This window comes from Streptomyces sp. NPDC058240, assembly GCF_042882135.1.
In the GTDB taxonomy this organism is placed as follows: domain Bacteria; phylum Actinomycetota; class Actinomycetes; order Streptomycetales; family Streptomycetaceae; genus Streptomyces.
Genome location: NZ_JBHVWT010000026.1, coordinates 20,765 through 38,552, shown reverse-complemented (window position 1 = coordinate 38,552; position 17,788 = coordinate 20,765). Strand labels below are relative to the sequence as shown.

The 17,788-nt window shown below is 71.2% G+C and carries 16 protein-coding genes and 3 pseudogenes; 9 read left to right on the top strand and 10 right to left on the bottom strand.

Annotated elements, in window-relative coordinates:
• Positions 1-14: 14 nt before the first annotated feature.
• From ACFVX4_RS29470 to ACFVX4_RS29460, 3 genes are all read right to left on the bottom strand, one after another.
• Positions 15-1,202, bottom strand: coding sequence for a serine hydrolase domain-containing protein (locus tag ACFVX4_RS29470; protein ID WP_389982736.1), 1,188 nt, complete (start codon positions 1,200-1,202; stop codon positions 15-17).
• A gap of 243 nt (positions 1,203-1,445) precedes the next feature.
• Complete coding sequence (locus tag ACFVX4_RS29465; RefSeq protein ID WP_389982733.1) at positions 1,446-2,339, bottom strand: oxygenase MpaB family protein; 894 nt, start codon at positions 2,337-2,339, stop codon at positions 1,446-1,448.
• A gap of 24 nt (positions 2,340-2,363) precedes the next feature.
• The gene (locus ACFVX4_RS29460; protein ID WP_389982730.1) at positions 2,364-3,236 is read right to left on the bottom strand and encodes a 4-hydroxybenzoate octaprenyltransferase; all 873 of its coding nucleotides are present in this window, start codon (positions 3,234-3,236) and stop codon (positions 2,364-2,366) included.
• Positions 3,237-3,411: 175 nt separating this feature from the next.
• Here ACFVX4_RS29460 and ACFVX4_RS29455 point away from each other — a divergent pair, with 175 nt between their 5' ends.
• The 4 genes from ACFVX4_RS29455 to ACFVX4_RS29440 all read left to right on the top strand — a co-directional run bounded on the left by ACFVX4_RS29455 (position 3,412) and on the right by ACFVX4_RS29440 (position 6,381).
• Positions 3,412-3,762: an IS5 family transposase gene (locus ACFVX4_RS29455; protein ID WP_389982727.1), complete on the top strand. Its 351-nt coding sequence runs from the start codon at positions 3,412-3,414 to the stop codon at positions 3,760-3,762.
• Positions 3,719-4,033: a transposase gene (locus ACFVX4_RS29450; RefSeq protein WP_389982724.1), complete on the top strand. Its 315-nt coding sequence runs from the start codon at positions 3,719-3,721 to the stop codon at positions 4,031-4,033. Before ACFVX4_RS29455 ends, ACFVX4_RS29450 begins: the two co-directional genes overlap by 44 nt.
• A 132-nt stretch (positions 4,034-4,165) precedes the next feature.
• Positions 4,166-4,288 carry a hypothetical protein gene (locus tag ACFVX4_RS29445; protein WP_389982721.1) on the top strand — a complete coding sequence of 41 codons (123 nt, stop codon included), beginning with the start codon at positions 4,166-4,168 and terminating at the stop codon, positions 4,286-4,288.
• 491 nt (positions 4,289-4,779) lie between these two features.
• Positions 4,780-6,381 (top strand): hypothetical protein, encoded by a 1,602-nt coding sequence (locus ACFVX4_RS29440; protein ID WP_389982718.1) that lies wholly within the window; start codon positions 4,780-4,782, stop codon positions 6,379-6,381.
• 73 nt (positions 6,382-6,454) lie between these two features.
• On the opposite strand, the pseudogene ACFVX4_RS29435 reads toward ACFVX4_RS29440, so the two are convergent.
• Together ACFVX4_RS29435 and ACFVX4_RS29430 are read right to left on the bottom strand one after the other, a co-directional pair.
• Positions 6,455-7,087: pseudogene (locus ACFVX4_RS29435) on the bottom strand (amidohydrolase family protein); the annotation flags it as partial.
• Between the two features lie 99 nt (positions 7,088-7,186).
• On the bottom strand, positions 7,187-8,101 hold the full coding sequence (locus ACFVX4_RS29430) for an NADP-dependent oxidoreductase (RefSeq protein WP_389982715.1): 915 nt from the start codon (positions 8,099-8,101) through the stop codon (positions 7,187-7,189).
• A 544-nt stretch (positions 8,102-8,645) separates the two neighbouring features.
• Here ACFVX4_RS29430 and ACFVX4_RS29425 point away from each other — a divergent pair.
• Positions 8,646-9,293 carry a class I SAM-dependent DNA methyltransferase gene (locus ACFVX4_RS29425; RefSeq protein WP_389982712.1) on the top strand — a complete coding sequence of 216 codons (648 nt, stop codon included), beginning with the start codon at positions 8,646-8,648 and terminating at the stop codon, positions 9,291-9,293.
• Positions 9,294-9,435: 142 nt separating this feature from the next.
• A pseudogene (locus ACFVX4_RS29420) lies at positions 9,436-9,967 on the top strand (site-specific integrase); the annotation flags it as partial.
• Between the two features lie 164 nt (positions 9,968-10,131).
• Here ACFVX4_RS29420 and ACFVX4_RS29415 read toward each other — a convergent pair.
• Positions 10,132-11,415: an MFS transporter gene (locus ACFVX4_RS29415; protein ID WP_389982881.1), complete on the bottom strand. Its 1,284-nt coding sequence runs from the start codon at positions 11,413-11,415 to the stop codon at positions 10,132-10,134.
• A gap of 102 nt (positions 11,416-11,517) precedes the next feature.
• A pseudogene (locus ACFVX4_RS29410) lies at positions 11,518-11,805 on the bottom strand (DUF4158 domain-containing protein); the annotation flags it as partial.
• Between the two features lie 174 nt (positions 11,806-11,979).
• Between ACFVX4_RS29410 and ACFVX4_RS29405 the strand changes: the two are divergent.
• Together ACFVX4_RS29405 and ACFVX4_RS29400 are read left to right on the top strand one after the other, a co-directional pair.
• A complete protein-coding gene (locus ACFVX4_RS29405; protein WP_389982709.1) occupies positions 11,980-12,741 on the top strand; it encodes a metallophosphoesterase family protein in 762 nt (253 codons plus the stop codon).
• A gap of 236 nt (positions 12,742-12,977) precedes the next feature.
• On the top strand, positions 12,978-13,133 hold the full coding sequence (locus tag ACFVX4_RS29400; protein WP_266430446.1) for a hypothetical protein: 156 nt from the start codon (positions 12,978-12,980) through the stop codon (positions 13,131-13,133).
• A gap of 326 nt (positions 13,134-13,459) precedes the next feature.
• Here the strand turns inward: ACFVX4_RS29400 and ACFVX4_RS29395 are convergent, their stop codons facing one another.
• Together ACFVX4_RS29395 and ACFVX4_RS29390 are read right to left on the bottom strand one after the other, a co-directional pair.
• A complete protein-coding gene (locus tag ACFVX4_RS29395) occupies positions 13,460-14,539 on the bottom strand; it encodes a CU044_5270 family protein (protein ID WP_389982706.1) in 1,080 nt (359 codons plus the stop codon).
• Entirely contained in the window at positions 14,536-15,207 is a 672-nt protein-coding gene (locus ACFVX4_RS29390; RefSeq protein ID WP_389982703.1) for an RNA polymerase sigma factor, read from the bottom strand. The genes ACFVX4_RS29395 and ACFVX4_RS29390 overlap by 4 nt, the downstream gene beginning before the upstream one ends.
• Before the next feature lie 142 nt (positions 15,208-15,349).
• On the opposite strand from ACFVX4_RS29390, the gene ACFVX4_RS29385 reads away from it, so the two are divergent.
• Positions 15,350-16,915: a serine protease gene (locus ACFVX4_RS29385; protein ID WP_389982700.1), complete on the top strand. Its 1,566-nt coding sequence runs from the start codon at positions 15,350-15,352 to the stop codon at positions 16,913-16,915.
• Here the strand turns inward: ACFVX4_RS29385 and ACFVX4_RS29380 are convergent.
• Positions 16,878-17,735: an enoyl-CoA hydratase/isomerase family protein gene (locus tag ACFVX4_RS29380; protein WP_389982698.1), complete on the bottom strand. Its 858-nt coding sequence runs from the start codon at positions 17,733-17,735 to the stop codon at positions 16,878-16,880. The genes ACFVX4_RS29385 and ACFVX4_RS29380 overlap by 38 nt on opposite strands.
• Between the last annotated feature and the right edge of the window lie 53 nt (positions 17,736-17,788).

Sequence of the window (17,788 nt, the reverse complement as noted above, 5' to 3'; positions counted from 1 at the left end):
CGTGGGTGTGCTGATCACGAGACTCCGGTGCTCGGGTCGCGGGTGATCAGGTCGGCGACCCGAGCGACCATCCGGCTCTCCCCGCCGTTGCGGACGGACGTCGGATGGTACGCGAGCACGAAGCGGCGCTCCTGGTCACGAGTGGAGAACGCGGCGTTCTTGTAGCCGTACGTCTCTCCGGTCTTGCCCCAGAGGGTGACTCCGTTGACGGTGGCCTGCTGCAACCCGGTGCTGTAGCGGGCCGGGGAGCCGTCCAGCATCCGTACGTCGTCCGGAGGCAGGGTGAACAGCAATTGCAGCAGCTCCGGTGGGAGCAGTTCGCCGGAGAACAGTGCGGCGAGCATCCGGTCGAGGTCTCCCGTGGTGGAGATCATGTCGCCTTCGCCCCGGCTGGCGGACTGGTCGTATGCGGTGATGCCCCGCAGGCTTCCATCGGCCATGGCCAGGTATCCGTGCACGTGACGACCGTGGATGCGCGGGTCGTCGCCGGTCACGGCGGTGCGCGCCAGGCCCAGCGGGCGCAGAATGCGGGCCGTGACGGCCTCCCCGTACGGGCGGCCGGTCACCTTGTCGATGATCAGTGCGGCCAGGACGTAGTTGATGCCGCGGTACTCCTGCCGGGTGCCCGGGGCGAACTTCAGCGGTCCGTGCGTCGCCGTCGCCACCCATTCCTGTGGTGTCCAGTGGTCGAAGCGGTGGCGGAACACCTCCTGCGCGGTCGCCGGCTCAGGGATGCCGATGTGGTCCGGTATCCCGCTGGTGTGGTTCAGCAGGTGCGCCACGGTGACAGCGGCGAACCGGTCCGGCAGCAGACCCGGGAGGACGCGCCGCACCGGCGCGTCCAGCACAACCCTGCCCTCGGCCACCAGTTGCAGCACCACCGTGGCGACGAAGACCTTGGTGATGCTGCCGATCCGGACCTTGTCGTGCACCGTCACCGGCCGCTGCGTCCTGATGTCGGCCACGCCCGAGGTGCCGTACCAGTGGCCGACCGTGCCGCCGACTCGCAGCTGGGCCGCGGTCGACGGCGGGTGCTCCAGGTCGTTGATCGCCGCCCGCAGGGCCGTGGGATCCAGCGGCGGGAGAGGAACGGGAGAAGCGGTGGCGCGGCGCGCGGGCAGCACCGCGGCGGCGGCCAGCGCGGCGGCCCCCGACATGGCGAAGCCCGCAAAGGCCCTTCGTGACGTGCGCGTTGAGGTCATGCCCCTCACACTGCCGACGGACACGCGCCCGAACATCGGGGCCGCCCCGGAGCGCTCCCCCATCACCCCCTGAGCTGTCCCGCACACCGGTGGCCGTCCTGGCAACCTCACGCGCTCGGTGCAACGCGCTAGAAACTAGGGGCGGGGGTGGAAGCCTGACCGCGCCCGATCATGAAACCCGGTGAGCCGCCGGTTCCCCTCCACCGAAGCATGCTGCTGCCGGACGCCTCGAAGATCTCGACGTCATCCCTGCCGCGCCCCCGCCAGCCGCCCCCGTGCAGCGGCCTGGATCCGGGAGGGCCCGAGCCCCCACTGGAGGGTGCGTCCGACGGCCGTCGCCAGGGGCCGGTCCCAGCCGGTGCGGACGGGGGCCGGGCGGTGGATGCCGAGTTCGGTGCGGGCCCAGTCGGGGAGGAGTCCGACCGAGGCGTTCGTGAGCAGGCCTACGACCAGCCGCTCCCGTCGTGTGCGTCCGAAGCGGCGGAGGAACAGTACCGAGTCCAACGCGGCCGGAGTGGCGTGGAGTTGAGGGCGGAGGCGAGCCAGGTACCGCTCGGCTTCGAGGGACGTGCGCGGTACGTTCCGTGCGCCCAACGCCTCGGCCACGGGGGCGGCTTGGCGGTAGTAGGCGTCGCACTCGGCGGGGGTCAGTCGGAGCGGCCGGGGTGCGTAGGTCTGGTGGCCGGCGAGGAAGCTGCGTACCTCGGCGGTGTGCACCCAGGTGAGCAGGTCGGGGTCGTCCGCGCGGTACGGCCGGCCGTCGGGGGCGGTGCCGTGCACCCGGGTGTGGATCCGCCGGACGAGGTCGATCACCTCGCGGGCGGCGGCCGAGGAGCCGAAGGTGGTCGTGGTGATGAACCGCACGGTTCCGTTCAGCCGCCCGACCGGATCGGCGCGGAAGTCGGAGTGCTGGTCGACCCCCGCCATGGCCAGCGGATGCAGCGACTGGAGCATGAGCGCGGCGAACCCGCCGGTGAGCATCCCGGTGGCCTGCCCATGCACCCGCCACACCGGATCCCCCGGCGCGATCCCGAACAGCCCGGGATCACCGGGCGGCCCCGCGTACCGCTCCAGCTTGAGATTCCCGCCGTGCATGGTCGCCGTTAGTTCCGCCGCGATCCGTTCCCGCAGTCCCACCAGCACCTCCAGGATCCGTGTCCCTCAGCCGAGGGTACCGACCCGCCCGGCGAGCACAGCCACGAGGATGAGCAGTCCGCACAGAGGATTGGTGCCGAACGCCCGCCCGCAGGCTCCGACATCCGCAGGGTCGGCCCGCCACACCTGCCATCCCAACTGCCCTGCGACCACGCACAGTCCGGGCCAGTACAGCGGCCCGAGCCCGGCCACGATCCCGAACCAGGCGAGCAGCACCACACACCCCGCGTACACGCCGCCCACCACCACCCGGCTACGCCGCCCCAGCAGCACGACGGCCGACCGCACCCCGGCCCGCACATCGGCCTCCCGGTCCTGGCAGGCGTAGATCACGTCTGTCCCCACGGCCCAGCAGATCAGCGCCCCGTACAGCACCCCGCCCCCGAGCCCGAGCCCTCCGGTGAGCAGGCCGTACACCAGCGGCACCGTCCAGTTGATGGTGATCCCCAGCCACACATGCGGCCAGTGGGTGACCCGCTTCATATACGGATATACCGCCGCGAGGGGCGCCCCGGCCGCCGCCCACACCACGGCCTCCACACTCCAGAACCCCATCACCAGCGGAGCGACGGCCCCCACCACGACACACAGCACCAGTGCCCGCCCGGCCGCCAGCCGCCCGGAGGCGACGGGCCGCCCCGCCGTACGCGGCACCTGTGCGTCGAACCGCGCGTCCAGCACATCGTTGAGCCCGCAGGCGGCCCCTCTCGACAGCACCCCGTACACCAGGAGCAGCAGCCCGAGCAGGCCCCCGTCCCGGGGCCCGGCGATCGCTCCCAGGGCGATCCATCCGGGCACCACCAGCAGCCAGGCCCCCACCGGCCGGTCCAGCCGCAGCAACTCCAGATACGGCCGCACCCCGGCGGGGGTCCGCCCCACCAACCGGGCGGCACGGCCTTTGGCCGGGACTTGAGTCGGGACTTGGGCCGGGGCTTGTGAGGCGACGGTCATACCGATTCATGTCCCTCTCCAGGGGGATTGCATGCCGATCGGTCCAACCTAGCCCCGGCTAGGTTGTGCCTTCAAATGATCTGGAGCGGTAGATCATGGTCGGGTGATACGTCGACATGAACTGTCCGATGCCGAGTGGGAGTTCGTCCAGCCGCTGCTGCCCAAGTCGTTGCGGGGCAGGAAGCGGCTGGACGACCGCACCGTGCTCAACAGGATCGTGTGGAAGTTCCGTACCGGGACGGCTTGGCGGGGCGTCCCTGAGCGGTACGGTGTGTGGGCCACGCTGCACACCCGGTTTCGCCGGTGGGCCCTGGACGGCACGTTCGAGCGGATGCTCCAGGCCGCCCGGGCAAGGGCGGACTCGACCGGCGGCATTGACTGGCTTGTGTCGATCGACTCAACCGTGGTCCGTGCCCACCAGCACGCTGCCGGGGCCCGAAAAGGGGCTCCGTAACCGGGGGCTCGGTCGGTCCCGAGGTGGCCTGACCAGCAAGATTCACCTGGCCTGCGATGCCCTGGGGCGCCCGCTCGCCTTCACTGTCACAGGCGGGAACACCAACGACTGCACCCAGTTCACCGCCGTGATGGACGCGATACCTAGAACCAGGCAGTCCGCCCGAAGGCGGCGAGGTACGCGCGCCGCGCCGCCGCCGTGCCGCGGACCCCCCGAACGAGCACGACCACCAGCGCCACGACGAACAGTGCGGCAGAAACGCCTGTCGTGAGAAGGCCGGCCCCGGCACCTGCGCCGATGGCTCCGCACACGCGGCATCCAACACCGCATCGCACGCAAGGGCATCGAGTCCCCACAGCGACTCGGGCGCCACCGCTGGGCGGTCGAGCGGAGCGTGCCCTGGATGGCCGGCTGCCGACGCCTGCACCGCCGCTACGAACGCAAGGCCGAACGCTTCCTCGCCTTCGTCGGCATAGCCGCCGTTCTCATCTGCCATCGCCGTCTCACCACTCAGTTGACGGTCTAAAACACTTCAGGCAGGGCGGTTGCGATCCAGAAAAGCCCGATCAGAACGCCTCCTCCTCCCATCAGACGAAACGTCCCAGCTGTTGCGCTTCCCATTGCCACGCGGCAGGAATAGTAGGGAAAGAGCCGATCTGCGAGGTTCCACGGGTTAGCCGCGAGGCAGATCCCGAAGCCAGCGACGACGGCTCCCACCATGACAGCAAGCATCAGCCACTCTTCCTACGCTCGTGCGTTCAACAGATGAGTTCCTGTCTTCATGCCCCGCTGCCTGAGCAGCCGATCGCACAACGAACTCGATCGCTGACCCTCATTCAAGCGACCCGCCATAAGGAATGACCACTGAAGCGTGTTGCAGAAGCCTGTGACATCCAGCCCCGGCCGGCGGGACGCAGCACGCCCCGAACTGCCGCCCTGAACCTACTAATTCGTATTAGTACCTTGACTTCTTCCATCGGCTGGTTCGAAGCTGAGCGCCACCCACCGTGAGCACGCATGAGTGAGGACGCCATGAGTGAGATCACCCGCAGAGGGTTCGGCCGCATGGCCGGGCTGGTTGTGCTGGCCGCAGGATTCACCGCCGGGACGGGAACCGTGAGCGAGGCCGCTGCCGCCGCCACGGCCCAGGAACCGTTCGAGGTGCGCCACCTCAGTTCGTTCGACCAACGGCGCTATTTCACGTACCCCACCCACAACGGCTTCGTCGATGCCGACCGCATCGTGCTCGGTCAGCGGGAGACCGGGGCCACGAGCCTGTGGGAGGTGAATCTTCGCTCCGGCAAGGAGCGGTTCCTGGCGCGATTCGCCACTCCGGCGGACGACCGGAATCCGTTCGTCTGGTGGAACATCCACTCCGGACGCCTCGTCACCTGCGCCGAGAACGCGGTCTGGCTGATCGACCTGGCCGATCCCTCGCCCGTAAAGCTCTACTCACCGCCGCCGGGCCGCGCGCTCAGCGTCGTCGTCAATCTGCATCCGGCGGGCGACCGGGTGCTGTGCAGCCACTACCCGGCACCGATCACCGCCGGACCGACCACAGCGGTGGAGATCGAGCTCACGGGCGGCCGGGTCAGAGAGGTCTTCTCGGGGGGCGTGTTCGCCACCCACTTCCAGTACAGCGCCCACGATCCCGAATGGATCGGCTATTCGCTCGGCGGCAACATCCTCGCCTGGGCGCTGCATCCGGTCCACGCGCCGCACGGCAAGCTGATCTGGGACCAGGCCGCCGCGGGCGTACCGATCGGCACCCACAACGTGTGGAAGTCCCGTGCCGACACCGGCTGCCTCGCCGTGGGCATCGGCGGCAGCGCCTCGGGACTGTGGATGGTCCACCCGGACGACCGGCCGGACCGGCTGCTGGCGCCGGGGCCCTCGGGCACGAACGGCGCGTACAACCACTGCGACCTCACCGCGGACGGCCGCTGGGCCGTGACCGACACCAACGGTCGCAACGGCTCGGCACGGGGGCAGGTGGGGGCGGTGGCCCTGGTGGACCTGACAGGCGTACACCCACCGCGCACGCTCGGCCCGGTGGGCTGGGGATCCGCCCATCCCGGCCACCCCCATCCGGCCTTCTCACCCGATGGCCGCATGGTCGCCTACACCGACACGGAGGCCGCCACCGACCGCACCCGGGTGGTCCTCTGCGACTCGCACGGCAGCTGGACGCCACGCCCCCTGAACTGGATGGCAGAGGCGGAGGCGCTCTCCTTCACCACCTCGGGCGGCCGCGCCGAGGTCTTCGCCGATGCCCAATGCGGCGCCGGTCAGGGGCTGTTGTTCACACCGGCCGCCACCGGCGATGCGCTGACCTTCGAGTTCCAGCAACCGGAAGCCGGCCTGCGAACCCTGCGGTTGCGGGTGAAGCGGCACTACTCCCGGGGCATCTACCGGCTCTCGGTGAACGGCACCACGGTCGGAGAGCCACTCGACCTCTACAGCCCGGTCATGACCTACGCCGAGCCGGAGTTCGCCCAGGTCGCCCTGCGGGCAGGACGCAACACACTCCGCCTGACCCACCTCGGTCGGTACGCCGACAGCACCAGTGTCCCCGGGACGTGCGCCGTCGACCGTATCGGCGTGCGACACCCCGGTTAGACGTTCGGCCGAACGAGGAATGAGGGGTGAGGGGCGAGGGTCTTCCAGGGATGCCGCCTCACCCCTCGCGCCGTCACAGGCCGGAGTCGCGGTGAGTGGTGCGGCCGTCGACCACGGTGAGCACGACGGGAAGGCCGGCCAGGTCGGCCGCGGGCGTGGTGAGCGGGTTCTCTCCGCGAACACGGTGAGATCCGCGCGGCGGCCGATGGCCAGGCGTCCCGACTCGTGTTCCTCGCCTGCCGCGTAGGCAGGGGAGGGTCACGGCCTGGAGCGCTTCGAGGGCGGTGAGAGCATGGCCGGGGCCGTGCGGGGGCTGGGTGAGGTCGCGGGTGGGGCGGCGGTGGCGGGCTCCGGCCATCACCGTGAGCGGGTGGTAGGGAGCGACGGGCCAGTCGGAGTCGAGGACGACGGTGGCGCCCGAGTCCCACAGATCGCGGCAGCGCCAGGCGCGCGCGGCGCGCTCCTCGCCGAGCCGCCGGAACCAGTTGTCGGCGTGGTCGGCGCGGGTGAAGTCGCAGCAGTGCGTGGGCTGCAGGGACGCGATGACACCGAGTTCACCGAAGCGGCGCAAGGTGTCGTCGGGGACGGTCTCTATGTGCAGGTGACGGCGAGAAGGGTGGGCGCGGGTGCCGCGTGTGTCGCGGGTGCCGGACACCGTCAGGACGGCGTCGGCGGCATACCCGTGCGTCTGCTCGCCGCCACCGTGCTGGAGGAAGCCGCGACGGTCGAGGAAGCGCTCGAACTCGTCCGGGCCGCGGGCCGGGACGGCGCGGGTCCGTCCCGGGCCGCCCCCGATGCCCGGCGGTCAGGGCAGCAGTACCAGCTTTCCTCGTACGTGCCCCTCCTCGCTCAGCTCCTGCGCCTTCGCCGCATCGCCGAGTGCGAAGGTCTGCGCGACCGGCACCGTCAGGCGGCCCGCCGCGGCGGTCCGGGCGTTCTCCGCGAGCCGCTCGCCGGCCCGCTCGATGCCTCCGCCCGAGAAGGCCACTCCGTACTTCGCCGCGTCCGCGTCAGCGATGGTGACGATCCGCTCGGTCGTGCCGCCGCGCAGCTCGATGGAGTCGGGCAGCGCGCCCTGCCCGGCCGCGTCGAAGACCGCGTCCACGCCTTGCGGGGCGGCCGCCCGTACCCGGTCCACCAACCCTCCTCCGTACGCCACCGGAATGGCACCCAGCTCGCGCAGATACGCGTGGTTCGCCGGAGAGGCCGTCCCGATCACCGTCGCGCCGCGGGCCAGCGCCAGCTGGACGCCGGCCGAGCCGACGCCTCCGGCCGCGCCGTGCAGCAGCAGGGTGTCACCGTCGCCGACCCCGAGCTCGTCGAGCACTCGCGCCGCCGTCTCCGTCGCGATGGGCAGGGCGGCCGCGTTCTCCCAGCTCAGCTCGGACGGCTTGAGGGCCACGGTCCCGGTGTCGGCCAGCGCGAGGGTGGCGTAGGCGCCGGTGGCGCTCCAGCCGAGGACCTCGTCACCGACCACGAAACCGGTGACTCCGTCACCCACCTCGTCGACGACCCCGGCGAACTCGTTGCCCGGCGTCGCGGGGAGGGCGGTGGGGAACATCTGCTCCATCCAGCCCCTGCGGATCTTGTAGTCCAACGGGTTCACTCCGGCGGCCCGCACCCGCACCCGGATCTGCCCGGGGCCGGGGTGCGGATCGGGTGACTGCACGAGGTGCAGCACATCAGGTCCGCCGAACTCCTCGAAAACAATCGCTTCCATCCCTGTCTCCTATGTCGACATGCCGCGTGCCCGGACAAGCCGCGTGTGATCCAGCGTCGATCTTCCCGGCTGCGGACCCGGCCCGCCCTCCGAGCGGTTCCACCTGGCCGAAAGGCGGGCCGCGCGGGTGACGCCGGTCGGGGTTTGAGGAACATCCGCGTCGGATCGAGCGCTGAGCCCCCGTCGGTCCAGGTGGGAGGCTGACGGCGAGGCCGTGGAACTGCTGCGTGGCACGGCGGCGGTGTACACCTGACACACCCGACGCGGCGCGGTGCTGTCCTGGACCGGCTGGTGCGCCGAGCGCGGCTACGACGGGCCGGTGGTCCCGGCCTGGTGAAGCGGCTTCCGCCGCCGGGCTCCGACACCCCGGTGCGCTCGAAGACGGCGATCGACCGGCTGATCGCCCGCCGGGACGTCCACCTGCGGGCGAAGACGCCGTGGCAGCTGCTCCATTCCCTGAACTGGCGATGGCCGGGCGAACCGACGGGAGGGAAGATCGTGATTCTCTCGGCTCGCCTCAGCGCCAGGAACTACTGTGGCGAGCATGGTCGAACACGATGCCCACAGCGCCACCCGCGAGGCCTACGATGCTGCTGCCACCACCTATGACCAGCTGTTCCGCGACACGCTGCGTGACAGGCCGTTGGACCGCGCGATCTTGAGTGCCTTCGCCGAGGTCGTACGTGCGAGTGGGGATGGTCAGGTCGCGGACCTGGGGTGTGGGCCTGGGCATATCACCGCTCATCTGGACCAGTTGGGGCTGGCGGCGTTTGGCGTCGATGCCTCTCCTGCGATGATCGAGTTGGCTCGACAAGCCAATTCGGACCTGCGGTTCGACGTGGGCTCGATGGCCGCGTTGAACATCGCTGACGGCGTGCTGGGCGGCGTACTCTCACGTTGGTCCATCATCCACACTCCGCCGCAGGAACTCCCCGTCATCCTGGCGGAGTTCCACCGCGTGCTGGCACCTGGCGGCCACCTTCTGATCGGCTTCTCGGCCAGCGACGGCCCGTCTCACCCGACGCAGGTCTTCGATCACGCAGTCGCGCCTGCCTATCGGTGGTCGCCTGATCACCTCGCCACGATGCTGCGTGAGTCCGGGTTGGCCGAGGTGGCTCGGATGGTTCGCGAGCCTGAGCCCACCGACCGACGGCAGTTCCAGGAGATTCAACTGCTCGCCCGCAAGGCCTAGGCCCTGTCCGGCCGAACGCACGACCACATCCGACTTGCCGGAAGGCGCCGAGCCACATGACCGCGTCGGCCGCGGCAGGAAGCTCCTGGACCTCCCCGGTATCCTCCGGACCACCACGACCGGTCCTGCCACACGCGTGCGCCGCTCCGAGGAGATCCTGGACGTCGACATCGAGGAACTGGGCCTGGCCGGCCGCCGCTGCCCGGTGAAGTCGAAGGGTGCCCAGCCGCAGGTCCGCCGGCGGGGTGCGGTGCGCGAAGGGTACGCGCTGGAGACGGGGTGCTGGGATGCCGGGACCGCCCGGTTGCTGCCGAGGCCGATCGGGACCGCACCCCGGGCCGGTGTTCGTCACCCATCGCCGTCCCGGCCCGGACAAGGTGGTCTCCCCACGCGATGTCTGCCCGTCCACAGGGCCGGCCCGTCTCTCGTACGGGCAGGCCCGCGCGTTGCTGGACCAGCGCACCACTCTGCGCGGGCCGGGCACGGGCTGGGACCTGCACGAGCGCCGTCACTCCGGGCTGACGCACCGCGGCGAGGCCGGGGCGAGCCTGCTGATGCCGATGGCCAAGTCCTGGCACAAGAAGCCGGAGAACGTCCATCGCTGCTTCAAGCCGTCGCCGGAGACGATCGGCGAGGTGACCAGTCTGCTCGCGCCCGGCGACAGCCGCCGCTGAGCCGGGTACCGAAGCCCTGGAGTCCACTTGGCCGGCTCCGCACAAGAAGCCGGCCCCCAGCGCGACACGGCTGGATTCCACTTGCGCGGCTCGCCGGGATCGTCGGCCGGCTCTCCTCGCCCATGCCGTATGCATAGGCCCCTGCGACGACCCTGCGCTCACTGTCAACTCGTGGCGTCGGGGGCGGACGCGGGCGCGGGTTGGGGAACATCGCGCATGCGGCGGAGCGGGGAGAAGAACACGAACCAGCCGGCCGCCCAGGAACCGATGAACGCCAGCCAGAGTGCGGGCCGCACCCCGATCAGGGTGCCAAGTACCCCGCCGAGGGCGCCGCCGAGCGGCAACGTGCCCCACACGACCCAGCGGACGGCCGCATTCATCCGGCCCATCAGCTCCGGCGGTGTCACCGATTGCCGGTAGCTGAGCTGGGCGATGTTGTAGACCATCCCCGAGAAGTACGCGATGCCCCAGCCCAGCGGGAACAGCAGCACTCCCCAGCCCTGCCAGGCGGCCGCCGCGATGACCTGCGGCGCGCTGAAGACCAGCATCGACACCCAGATGATGCGCGCCGAGCCGACCTTCTTGGCGAGCCGGCCGGCGAACGCTCCCCCGGCAATCCCGCCGATGGCCGCGCCCGCCATGATCAGCCCGGTCAGCGCGGGACGCACGTGCAGCACCCGGACGAGGAAGACCATCGCCAGCGCCGTACTCATGCCGCTGAACAGGTTCGCGGTGCCCGTGCACGCCACGACCCTGCGCAGAATGCTGTGCCCGAAAACGAACTTCAGCCCCTCGGCGATCCGGCGCCGCAGTGTCTCGTCCGCCGACCGCTCCGGCGGCGGCTCCTCCCTGGTCCTGATCCCGAGGATCGACAGGGCCGAGACCGCGTAGGAGACCGCATCGGCCGTCATCGCCCCCGCGGCGCCGAACAACCCGACCAGCCCGCCGCCCAGACTCGGTCCCCCGAGCTGCGCGAACGCCTGGGTGGTCCCGAGCTTGCCGTTGGCGCTCATCAGGTCGTCGGCGCGGATGAGTGACGGCACATAACTCTGGTACGAGACATCGAAGAACACCGAGCACACGCCCGCCGCCACCGCGACCACGTACAGCTGCGCCATCGTCAGGACGCCGAACGCCGCCGCCACCGGAACCGAGCCGATGATCGCCAGACGGAGAACGTTGCAGACGATCATGATGGAACGCTTGGCCGCGCCGTCCACCATCGCACCCGCCGGCAACGCGATCACCGCGAACGCCAGCGTGGTGGCCGCGGTCAGCAATCCGACCTGGAACGTGCTCGCGTTGAGCGCGACGACCGCGAGCAGCGGTAGAGCGACCTGGGTGACCGCCGATCCCATCTCACTGACCGTCTGGCCACTCCACAGCAGCATGAAATCCCGCTGCCGCCATAGGCTCGGACTATCGGTCTCCGACCCGACATCCTGCACATCCTTCGCCAATTCCGTCACAGCACCAACTCCGTTCTCAGGTCCACGGCCTGAACCATGCCGCTGGTCACCAACACGCCGACACGGTGCTCTCGGTTCTCGCCCCAAGTACCGCACGCTCGTCAGCTGGACAGCGGACCCCAGCCGGCTGTGTGCACGCCGCTCGGCCTGCGCCTTCTCCCGGTCCGCATCGTCCAGGGAGAAGAACCGCCCCTGCTCCGTCCGCGACTGCGCCCCGAAGAACGCCCCGTGCCGGGCTGCCTGCTCATCCGTCGGAGACTCGATCGCCACCGCGGCCCTCCGAAGATCGACAACATCGCCCCGCGAGGACCCCGCTGCACGATCAGCCCTGGTCAACGGCGCCTCGGAGCAGGCCCCGGCCCCCGTCATCGCCCAAGCACTGGGCTGCCACGACAAGAGCACCACCCACATCGTCACCGACGCCGGCCCCCCCCTGGAAGAACTACGCACCCGGCGACCACGCACGCTGAACGGCCCCGCCTTGAGCTACGCGTCGGGCGAAAGATCACCCTGCTCGGCTGCCTTCACCCCACAGTGGTGACCATGCTGAACCGGGTAGCCGTCCTGTCCGACATTCACGGAGTCCTGCCAGCCCTGGATGCAGTGCTCGCCGAACCAGACGTCAGCACCGCCGATCAGATCGTGCTCACCGGCGACATCACCGCCGGCCCACAACCGACCCAGGTTCTCGACCTGCTGACCAGCCTCGGCGACCGCGTCATCTGGATCAGCGGCAACGCCGACCGTGAACTCCTTGAATACCGCCGGGGGCAACGCGACACGATCCCCGACCCGATCGCCCCCTGGGCAGCCGAACAGCTCCGCGAGGACCATCTCGACCTCCTCGGCTCGTTGCCACGATCGGCCTCCCTGTCCCTGCGTGGCCTGGGGAAGGTGCTGTTCTGCCATGCCACCCCCCGTGACGACGAGGAGGTCGTCCTGGTCGACTCCCGCCTTGACCGCTGGGAGGAAGTCTTCAACGGACTCGATACGGACATCCGCACCGTGGTCTGCGGCCACACCCACATGCCGTTCGTCCGCCTCGCCCACGGCCGGCTCGTCATCAACCCCGGCAGCATCGGCATGCCCTACGGAAGAACCGGAGCACACTGGGCCCTCCTGGGCCCTGGCGTCGAACTGCGAACCACGAACTTCGACATCGCGGCCGCCGCCACCCAGGTCGGTCAGGACTCGTCCTACCCCGAAATCACCGAGTGGGTCGACTACTTCCTGCACGCGCGCGCGACCGACGCAGACGCCCTCAGAGCCTTCGCCCCACGAGACGGGCGCGACCACACACCATGACACCCGCCCCCTTCCATGACATCGGGCAGCCGAACACCGACCACACGATCAACGACGCATAGCAATCTCAACCCCCCGGTCGTGCGCCGGCCGCCACGGCGCTGATCACCGCGTCCGGGTTGGCCGCCCGTCCGCCCGGCGGGCTGTTCCCGGGCTGTGCGGGCAGCCCGGACCGCCGACGGGACGGAAGCGATACGCTCGTCTTGTAGGCACGCGATCCGACCACGGAGGCGGCCATGAGAGAGAACATCGAGTACCCGACACCGTCGCAGGCCGAAGGCGAGAGGCTGGACGAGGACAGGGATCCGGCCGAGGAGCGGCACCCCGCCACCAGGCGCACCCAGCCGTCGCAGGCGGAGGGCGAGCGCCGCGCGGAGGACGAGGAGACCTGACACGGGCGGTATCCGTACGGCGGCCCCGCCGTGCGGATACCTGGGTCGGTCAGCCGGCCGAACCGCCGGGGCCCCGGCCTTCGGCGGGCAGGCGCGGCACCTGCAGCCGCGTGGCTGCTCCTTCCCGCAGGCGCGGCCTCACGGCTCTTCGGCCCATACGCACGCGCGAACGAGGCGATGATCCGGCGCGCACGAGGGTGGGCCGTCCTGCGCGGTGTTTCCCTCATCGGCATCGGCCAGGCATGGGAACAGGGCCTTCCCGGCGGCCGGCCCACCTGGGGACGCGCGGGCCGGGCGGCGCTCGATCGCCTCATGGCCTCCGGCGGCTAGGGAGTCTCACCGGCACGGTCGACGGCGGCCTTGGTAAGGACCGCGGAGGTACCGACGACGGTTCCCGCCGGGCCGGCGTCGCCGGCTTCGGCCAGGACCGTGCGTTCACCGAGGAATGCGTACGTGGTCCGGTCGAAGACCCACTGAGTCTGCTCTCCGTGTGCCGTGCGGGCGACGGCAACACCCTCGCGTCCCGTGCCGTCGTGGGCCGCGTGGATCACCGTGACCCCGGGGATCTTCGCGGCGGCCCGGTAGAGCGCGGCGCCGACCCGCGGTGGTGCCCATGTCTCGGCCAGCAGGTCACCGATCGCGGTGAACGCTCGCTGGTCCGGGTCCTGGCCCTGTCCCCGGGTCTCGTCCCGGATCAGCCTCAGCAGGGCGTCGGGGTCAGTGGGCAGCGATGCGACGTAGGCGTGGGTGGGGTTGCCGACCGACGGGCCCGAAGCGTGCAGGGTACTCGGACGGGGCGTCGCCCCCGGTCCGTCGAGGGTGTCGACGGGTCCGTCGGCGCCGAGCCGGGTGGCGGGCTCGCCCGCCTCGCGCAGCAGGCCGGGGCGACTGCCGTCGGCGGACAGCCACACCTGCCGCGTGTGCACGGGAGGCATCGTCACGGGGCCTCCCCCGGCACTCTGCGCGGCGTAGGCGACCTTGCTCTCGATGTACACGAACTGGTCGGCGCGGACCGTCGGCTGCTGCTCTCCGGCGGCGGCGAGTGCGATGCGGTCGAGGAGACGTGTCACCTCGAGAGCGCCGGTGGCACCGCCGCCCGCGACCTCGGTGGGGCCGGGCCCCGGCGCATCCGCGAGGTTCACCACCACGACGCCGCCGACGGCCAGCGCGCAGGCTACGGCCGGCGCCGCGAACCGGACCAGATGCCGACGCGGGCGCGTGGTCCGGGTGATGAGCCTGCCGGACGGTTCGGCGGGGGCGGCCTCGGCCAGCAGTGCCTGCTTCAGCAGCAGTTCGCGGTCGGGCGTCAGGCCGGGGACCGGTGGCGGGGGCAACAGACCGGTGAGGCCGAGGCGTTCGCTCTCCTCGGACGGGTGGTCCGTGGGGTGCCGCGGGGTGGTGTTCATCCGTGGTTCTCCTGGCTGGACGAGCGGACCGCGGGGATGCGGCCCGGTACGGGCTTGTCGGGGATGGCAGAGGGTTCGCCGCCCTCCGCCGCGGCCGGCCGGCCGGCTCCGGACCGCCCGGACCGCGCGCGTGTGGCGCGGGCCTCGGCGTCGGCGAGCTCGCGCAGTCGGGTACGGGCGCGGGAGAGGCGTGAGCGGACGGTGCCGACCGGTACGCCGAGTGCCTCGGCCGCGGCCGCGTAGTCCAGGCCTTCCCAGACGACGAGGGTGAAGACCTCCCGGTCGCGGCGCCGCAGTCGGGCGAGTGCGGTGTGCGCCGCACGCAGTTGCTCGGCATCCGCGAGGTGTGTGACCAGGTCGTCGACGAAGTCCGGGATGGAGCCGCGTTCCGGGACGCGGGCGAGCGCGATGTCACGGCGTCGGCGGGCGCGTGCGTTGCGGCGCATGATGTTGGTGGCGATGCCCAGCAACCACGGGCGCAGGCTGTCTCCTTCGGGGCACAGCTTCTCCCGGCTGCGCCACGCCTCCAGGAAGGTCGCCGAGACGACGTCCTCGGCCTCCGCCCAGTCGCCGGTCACGCGAAGGGCGTAGCGGTACAGCACCTGGGAGTGCTCGTCGTACAGCTCTCCCAGGGCGCTGCGGTCTCCGCGGCGGAAGCGATTCCTCATGAGTGATTCCACACTCTGCTCTGCCACGTCCGTTGCGCCGGTTCCCGTGACGTGCACCACATGCGCCGTCCGGGGCCGTGACCCTGCAACCGATGTGACGCGGCTCACGGGAACTCCGGCACCCAACGACGCAGTGCAGGTCATGACCAATTCTTCCCTGCCCCGCCGGAGCGTCCTGCGGACCATGGCTCTCGCCGTTGCCGTGGTCGGCACCGCGACGCCCGCCCTGGACACCACGGCCTTCGCCGCCGAGCCGCAGACGTACGCCCTCACGATCAAGCACCTCGACCGCACCGGCCGCCCGACGGGGTCGTACGAGACGACCGTCACCGGAATTTCCGGTCCGGGTGCCGACGAGGTCGTCCAGCCGCACGACGCTTCCGGCACCACCACCGTGCGGCTGCCGAAGGGCCGTTATCTGCTGAACAGTTCCCTGATCTCCGGTGACGGCGCGGACGGTACGGACTGGATCGTCCAGCCGCGCCTCGACCTGGACCGCGACACCACCGTGACCGTCGACGCGCGGACCACGGCGCCCGTCGACGTACGGCCGCCCGACCGCTCGGCGGGCTTCCTGCACAGTGCGATGGTCGTCGAGGTCAGGCACCAGGGCGCCGAACGGCTCGTCAACCTCATCTCCTCCACGGCGAATCTGCGCGTCGCGCACCTGGGCCCCGACGCCGAGGCCGGATCGGTGAAGCAGTGGTTCGACGCGTACTGGACCACCAAGAGCGTCGACTACGCACTCGGCTACGTCTTCTCCGGCACCCGCGCCCTGACCGGGCTCACCCGGCACCCCGCCGCCAAGGACCTGGCCACCGTGAAGGTCCGTGGCGCCGCGCTGCCGGGCACCGCGGGGACCGGGTCCGTCGACCTGCAACCGAGTGCCGGCCTGACCGTCGGGGTCTCCCAGGCCCTGCCGACTCCCGGCACCGCCACCTACCTCGTGACTCCGGAACGCGGCAACTGGGACATCACCTATATGGCTCCCCGTGCGCCCGGCGGGGCGGCGAACCGCTACTCCGCCGAGGGCGTCGCCGTGCGCGCCGGAAGCACGACCACCCATGTCTTCGACAACGCCGTCTTCGGCCCCGGCCTCACCGGCCGCCCCGGCGTCGTGCGCGACGGCGACCGGATCACCGTCGACGTCCCGCTGCTCACTGACGGCGGTGGCCACGTGCCGTCGTCGCCGTCGTACGCCTCGGCCTCGACCACGCTGCACCGCGACGGCGTGCTCGTCGGGACGCAGTCCGGCGCCCCCGGCCGGGCCGAGTTCACCGTGCCGCCGGGGCGCGCGGCGTACCGGATCACCAGCACGGTGAAGCGCACCGGCGCGCCCGGCGCCGCCACCCGCGTGACCGCGTCGTGGACCTTCGCCTCGGGCACGACCACCGGTCCGGCCCCGGTACCGGTGAGCGCCGTGCGGTTCTCCCCCTCGCTCAGCCCCACCGGCACCGCCGCGGCGGACGCCGCACTCCGTGTCCCCGTCACGGTGCAGGGTGCCGCCGCGAACGGAAAGCTCCGCTCGCTGGCCGTGTCCGTCTCCGTGGACGGCGGCGCCTCGTGGACCCGCCTGCCGGTCGAGCGCGGCGCCGTCACGATCCACAACCCGGGCGCGGGCACCGGCGTCTCCTTGCGCGCGGAGCTGACCGACACCGACGGGCACACCCTCACCCAGACCATCGTCGACGCCTACCGCACGCAGTGACTCCGCCGGACCCCGTGACCCGGACACACGGCCTCACCGTGCGGTGGTGACCGGAACGGTCCGGAGCAGGCCGGGGTGGTGGGGGTGGGGTGGTGTCCGCGGTCCCCGGGCCCCCCCCCCCCTCCACCCCCCCCCCGCTGCGGCGCGCCTGCTCCGCCCAGTACGCGTCCCGGTCCTCGCGCCCGGCGGCGAACTCCTTCGCCGCCGCCTGCGTCAGCCGCGAGCGGGCCACCAGGGTTCGTACGTACGCCTCGACCCGCTTGTCCAGCTCGCCGGCCGGCAGCACCTCGTCGACCAGACCGGTACGCAGCGCCCGCGCGGTGTCGATCAGCTCGCCGGAGAACAGCAGATGCTTCGCCGTGGCCGGTCCGGTCAGCGCCACCAGCCGCCGGGTCGAGGACGCGGCGTACACGACGCCGAGCTTGGCCGGCGTGACACCGAAGGACGCGCCCTCCTCGGCGAACCGCAGATCGCAGGCGGCCGCCAACTGGCTGCCACCGCCCACGCAGTAGCCCCGGATCGCCGCGAGCGTCGGCCGGGGGAACGCCGCCAACGCCTCCTCGGCCGCCACGGCGAGCGCCTGCGGATCGTCCGCCGGGTCCCGGAGCGAGGCGATGTCCGCACCGGCGCAGAAGGTGTCCCCGGCACCCGTCAGTACCAGCACCCCGACCGCGGGATCGGCCGCCAGCCGCTCCAGCAGACCGGGCAGCGCGCTCCACATCGCGGCCGTCATCGCATTGCGTTTGGCGGGGTTGCTGATGACGACGGTGGCGACGCCGTCCACGACGGCGTGCTCCAGCCCGGGTTCGGTACGGTCCATGCGCCGGATGCTATCCGTACGGTTCGAACCTATGATCAAGAAGGGGTCGCCGA

Excerpts from the sequence above, each read along its gene's own strand:
- ACFVX4_RS29445 (WP_389982721.1), top strand. The coding sequence starts at position 4,166 with ATGGCCGGCTGCCGACGCCTGCACCGCCGCTACGAACGCAAGGCCGAA.
- ACFVX4_RS29425 (WP_389982712.1), top strand. The coding sequence starts at position 8,646 with ATGGTCGAACACGATGCCCACAGCGCCACCCGCGAGGCCTACGATGCT.
- ACFVX4_RS29385 (WP_389982700.1), top strand. The coding sequence starts at position 15,350 with ATGACCAATTCTTCCCTGCCCCGCCGGAGCGTCCTGCGGACCATGGCT.
- ACFVX4_RS29400 (WP_266430446.1), top strand. The coding sequence starts at position 12,978 with ATGAGAGAGAACATCGAGTACCCGACACCGTCGCAGGCCGAAGGCGAG.
- ACFVX4_RS29390 (WP_389982703.1), bottom strand. The coding sequence starts at position 15,207 with ATGAGGAATCGCTTCCGCCGCGGAGACCGCAGCGCCCTGGGAGAGCTG.
- ACFVX4_RS29395 (WP_389982706.1), bottom strand. The coding sequence starts at position 14,539 with ATGAACACCACCCCGCGGCACCCCACGGACCACCCGTCCGAGGAGAGC.
- ACFVX4_RS29405 (WP_389982709.1), top strand. The coding sequence starts at position 11,980 with ATGCTGAACCGGGTAGCCGTCCTGTCCGACATTCACGGAGTCCTGCCA.
- ACFVX4_RS29440 (WP_389982718.1), top strand. The coding sequence starts at position 4,780 with ATGAGTGAGGACGCCATGAGTGAGATCACCCGCAGAGGGTTCGGCCGC.
- ACFVX4_RS29380 (WP_389982698.1), bottom strand. The coding sequence starts at position 17,735 with ATGGACCGTACCGAACCCGGGCTGGAGCACGCCGTCGTGGACGGCGTC.
- ACFVX4_RS29430 (WP_389982715.1), bottom strand. The coding sequence starts at position 8,101 with ATGGAAGCGATTGTTTTCGAGGAGTTCGGCGGACCTGATGTGCTGCAC.
- ACFVX4_RS29470 (WP_389982736.1), bottom strand. The coding sequence starts at position 1,202 with ATGACCTCAACGCGCACGTCACGAAGGGCCTTTGCGGGCTTCGCCATG.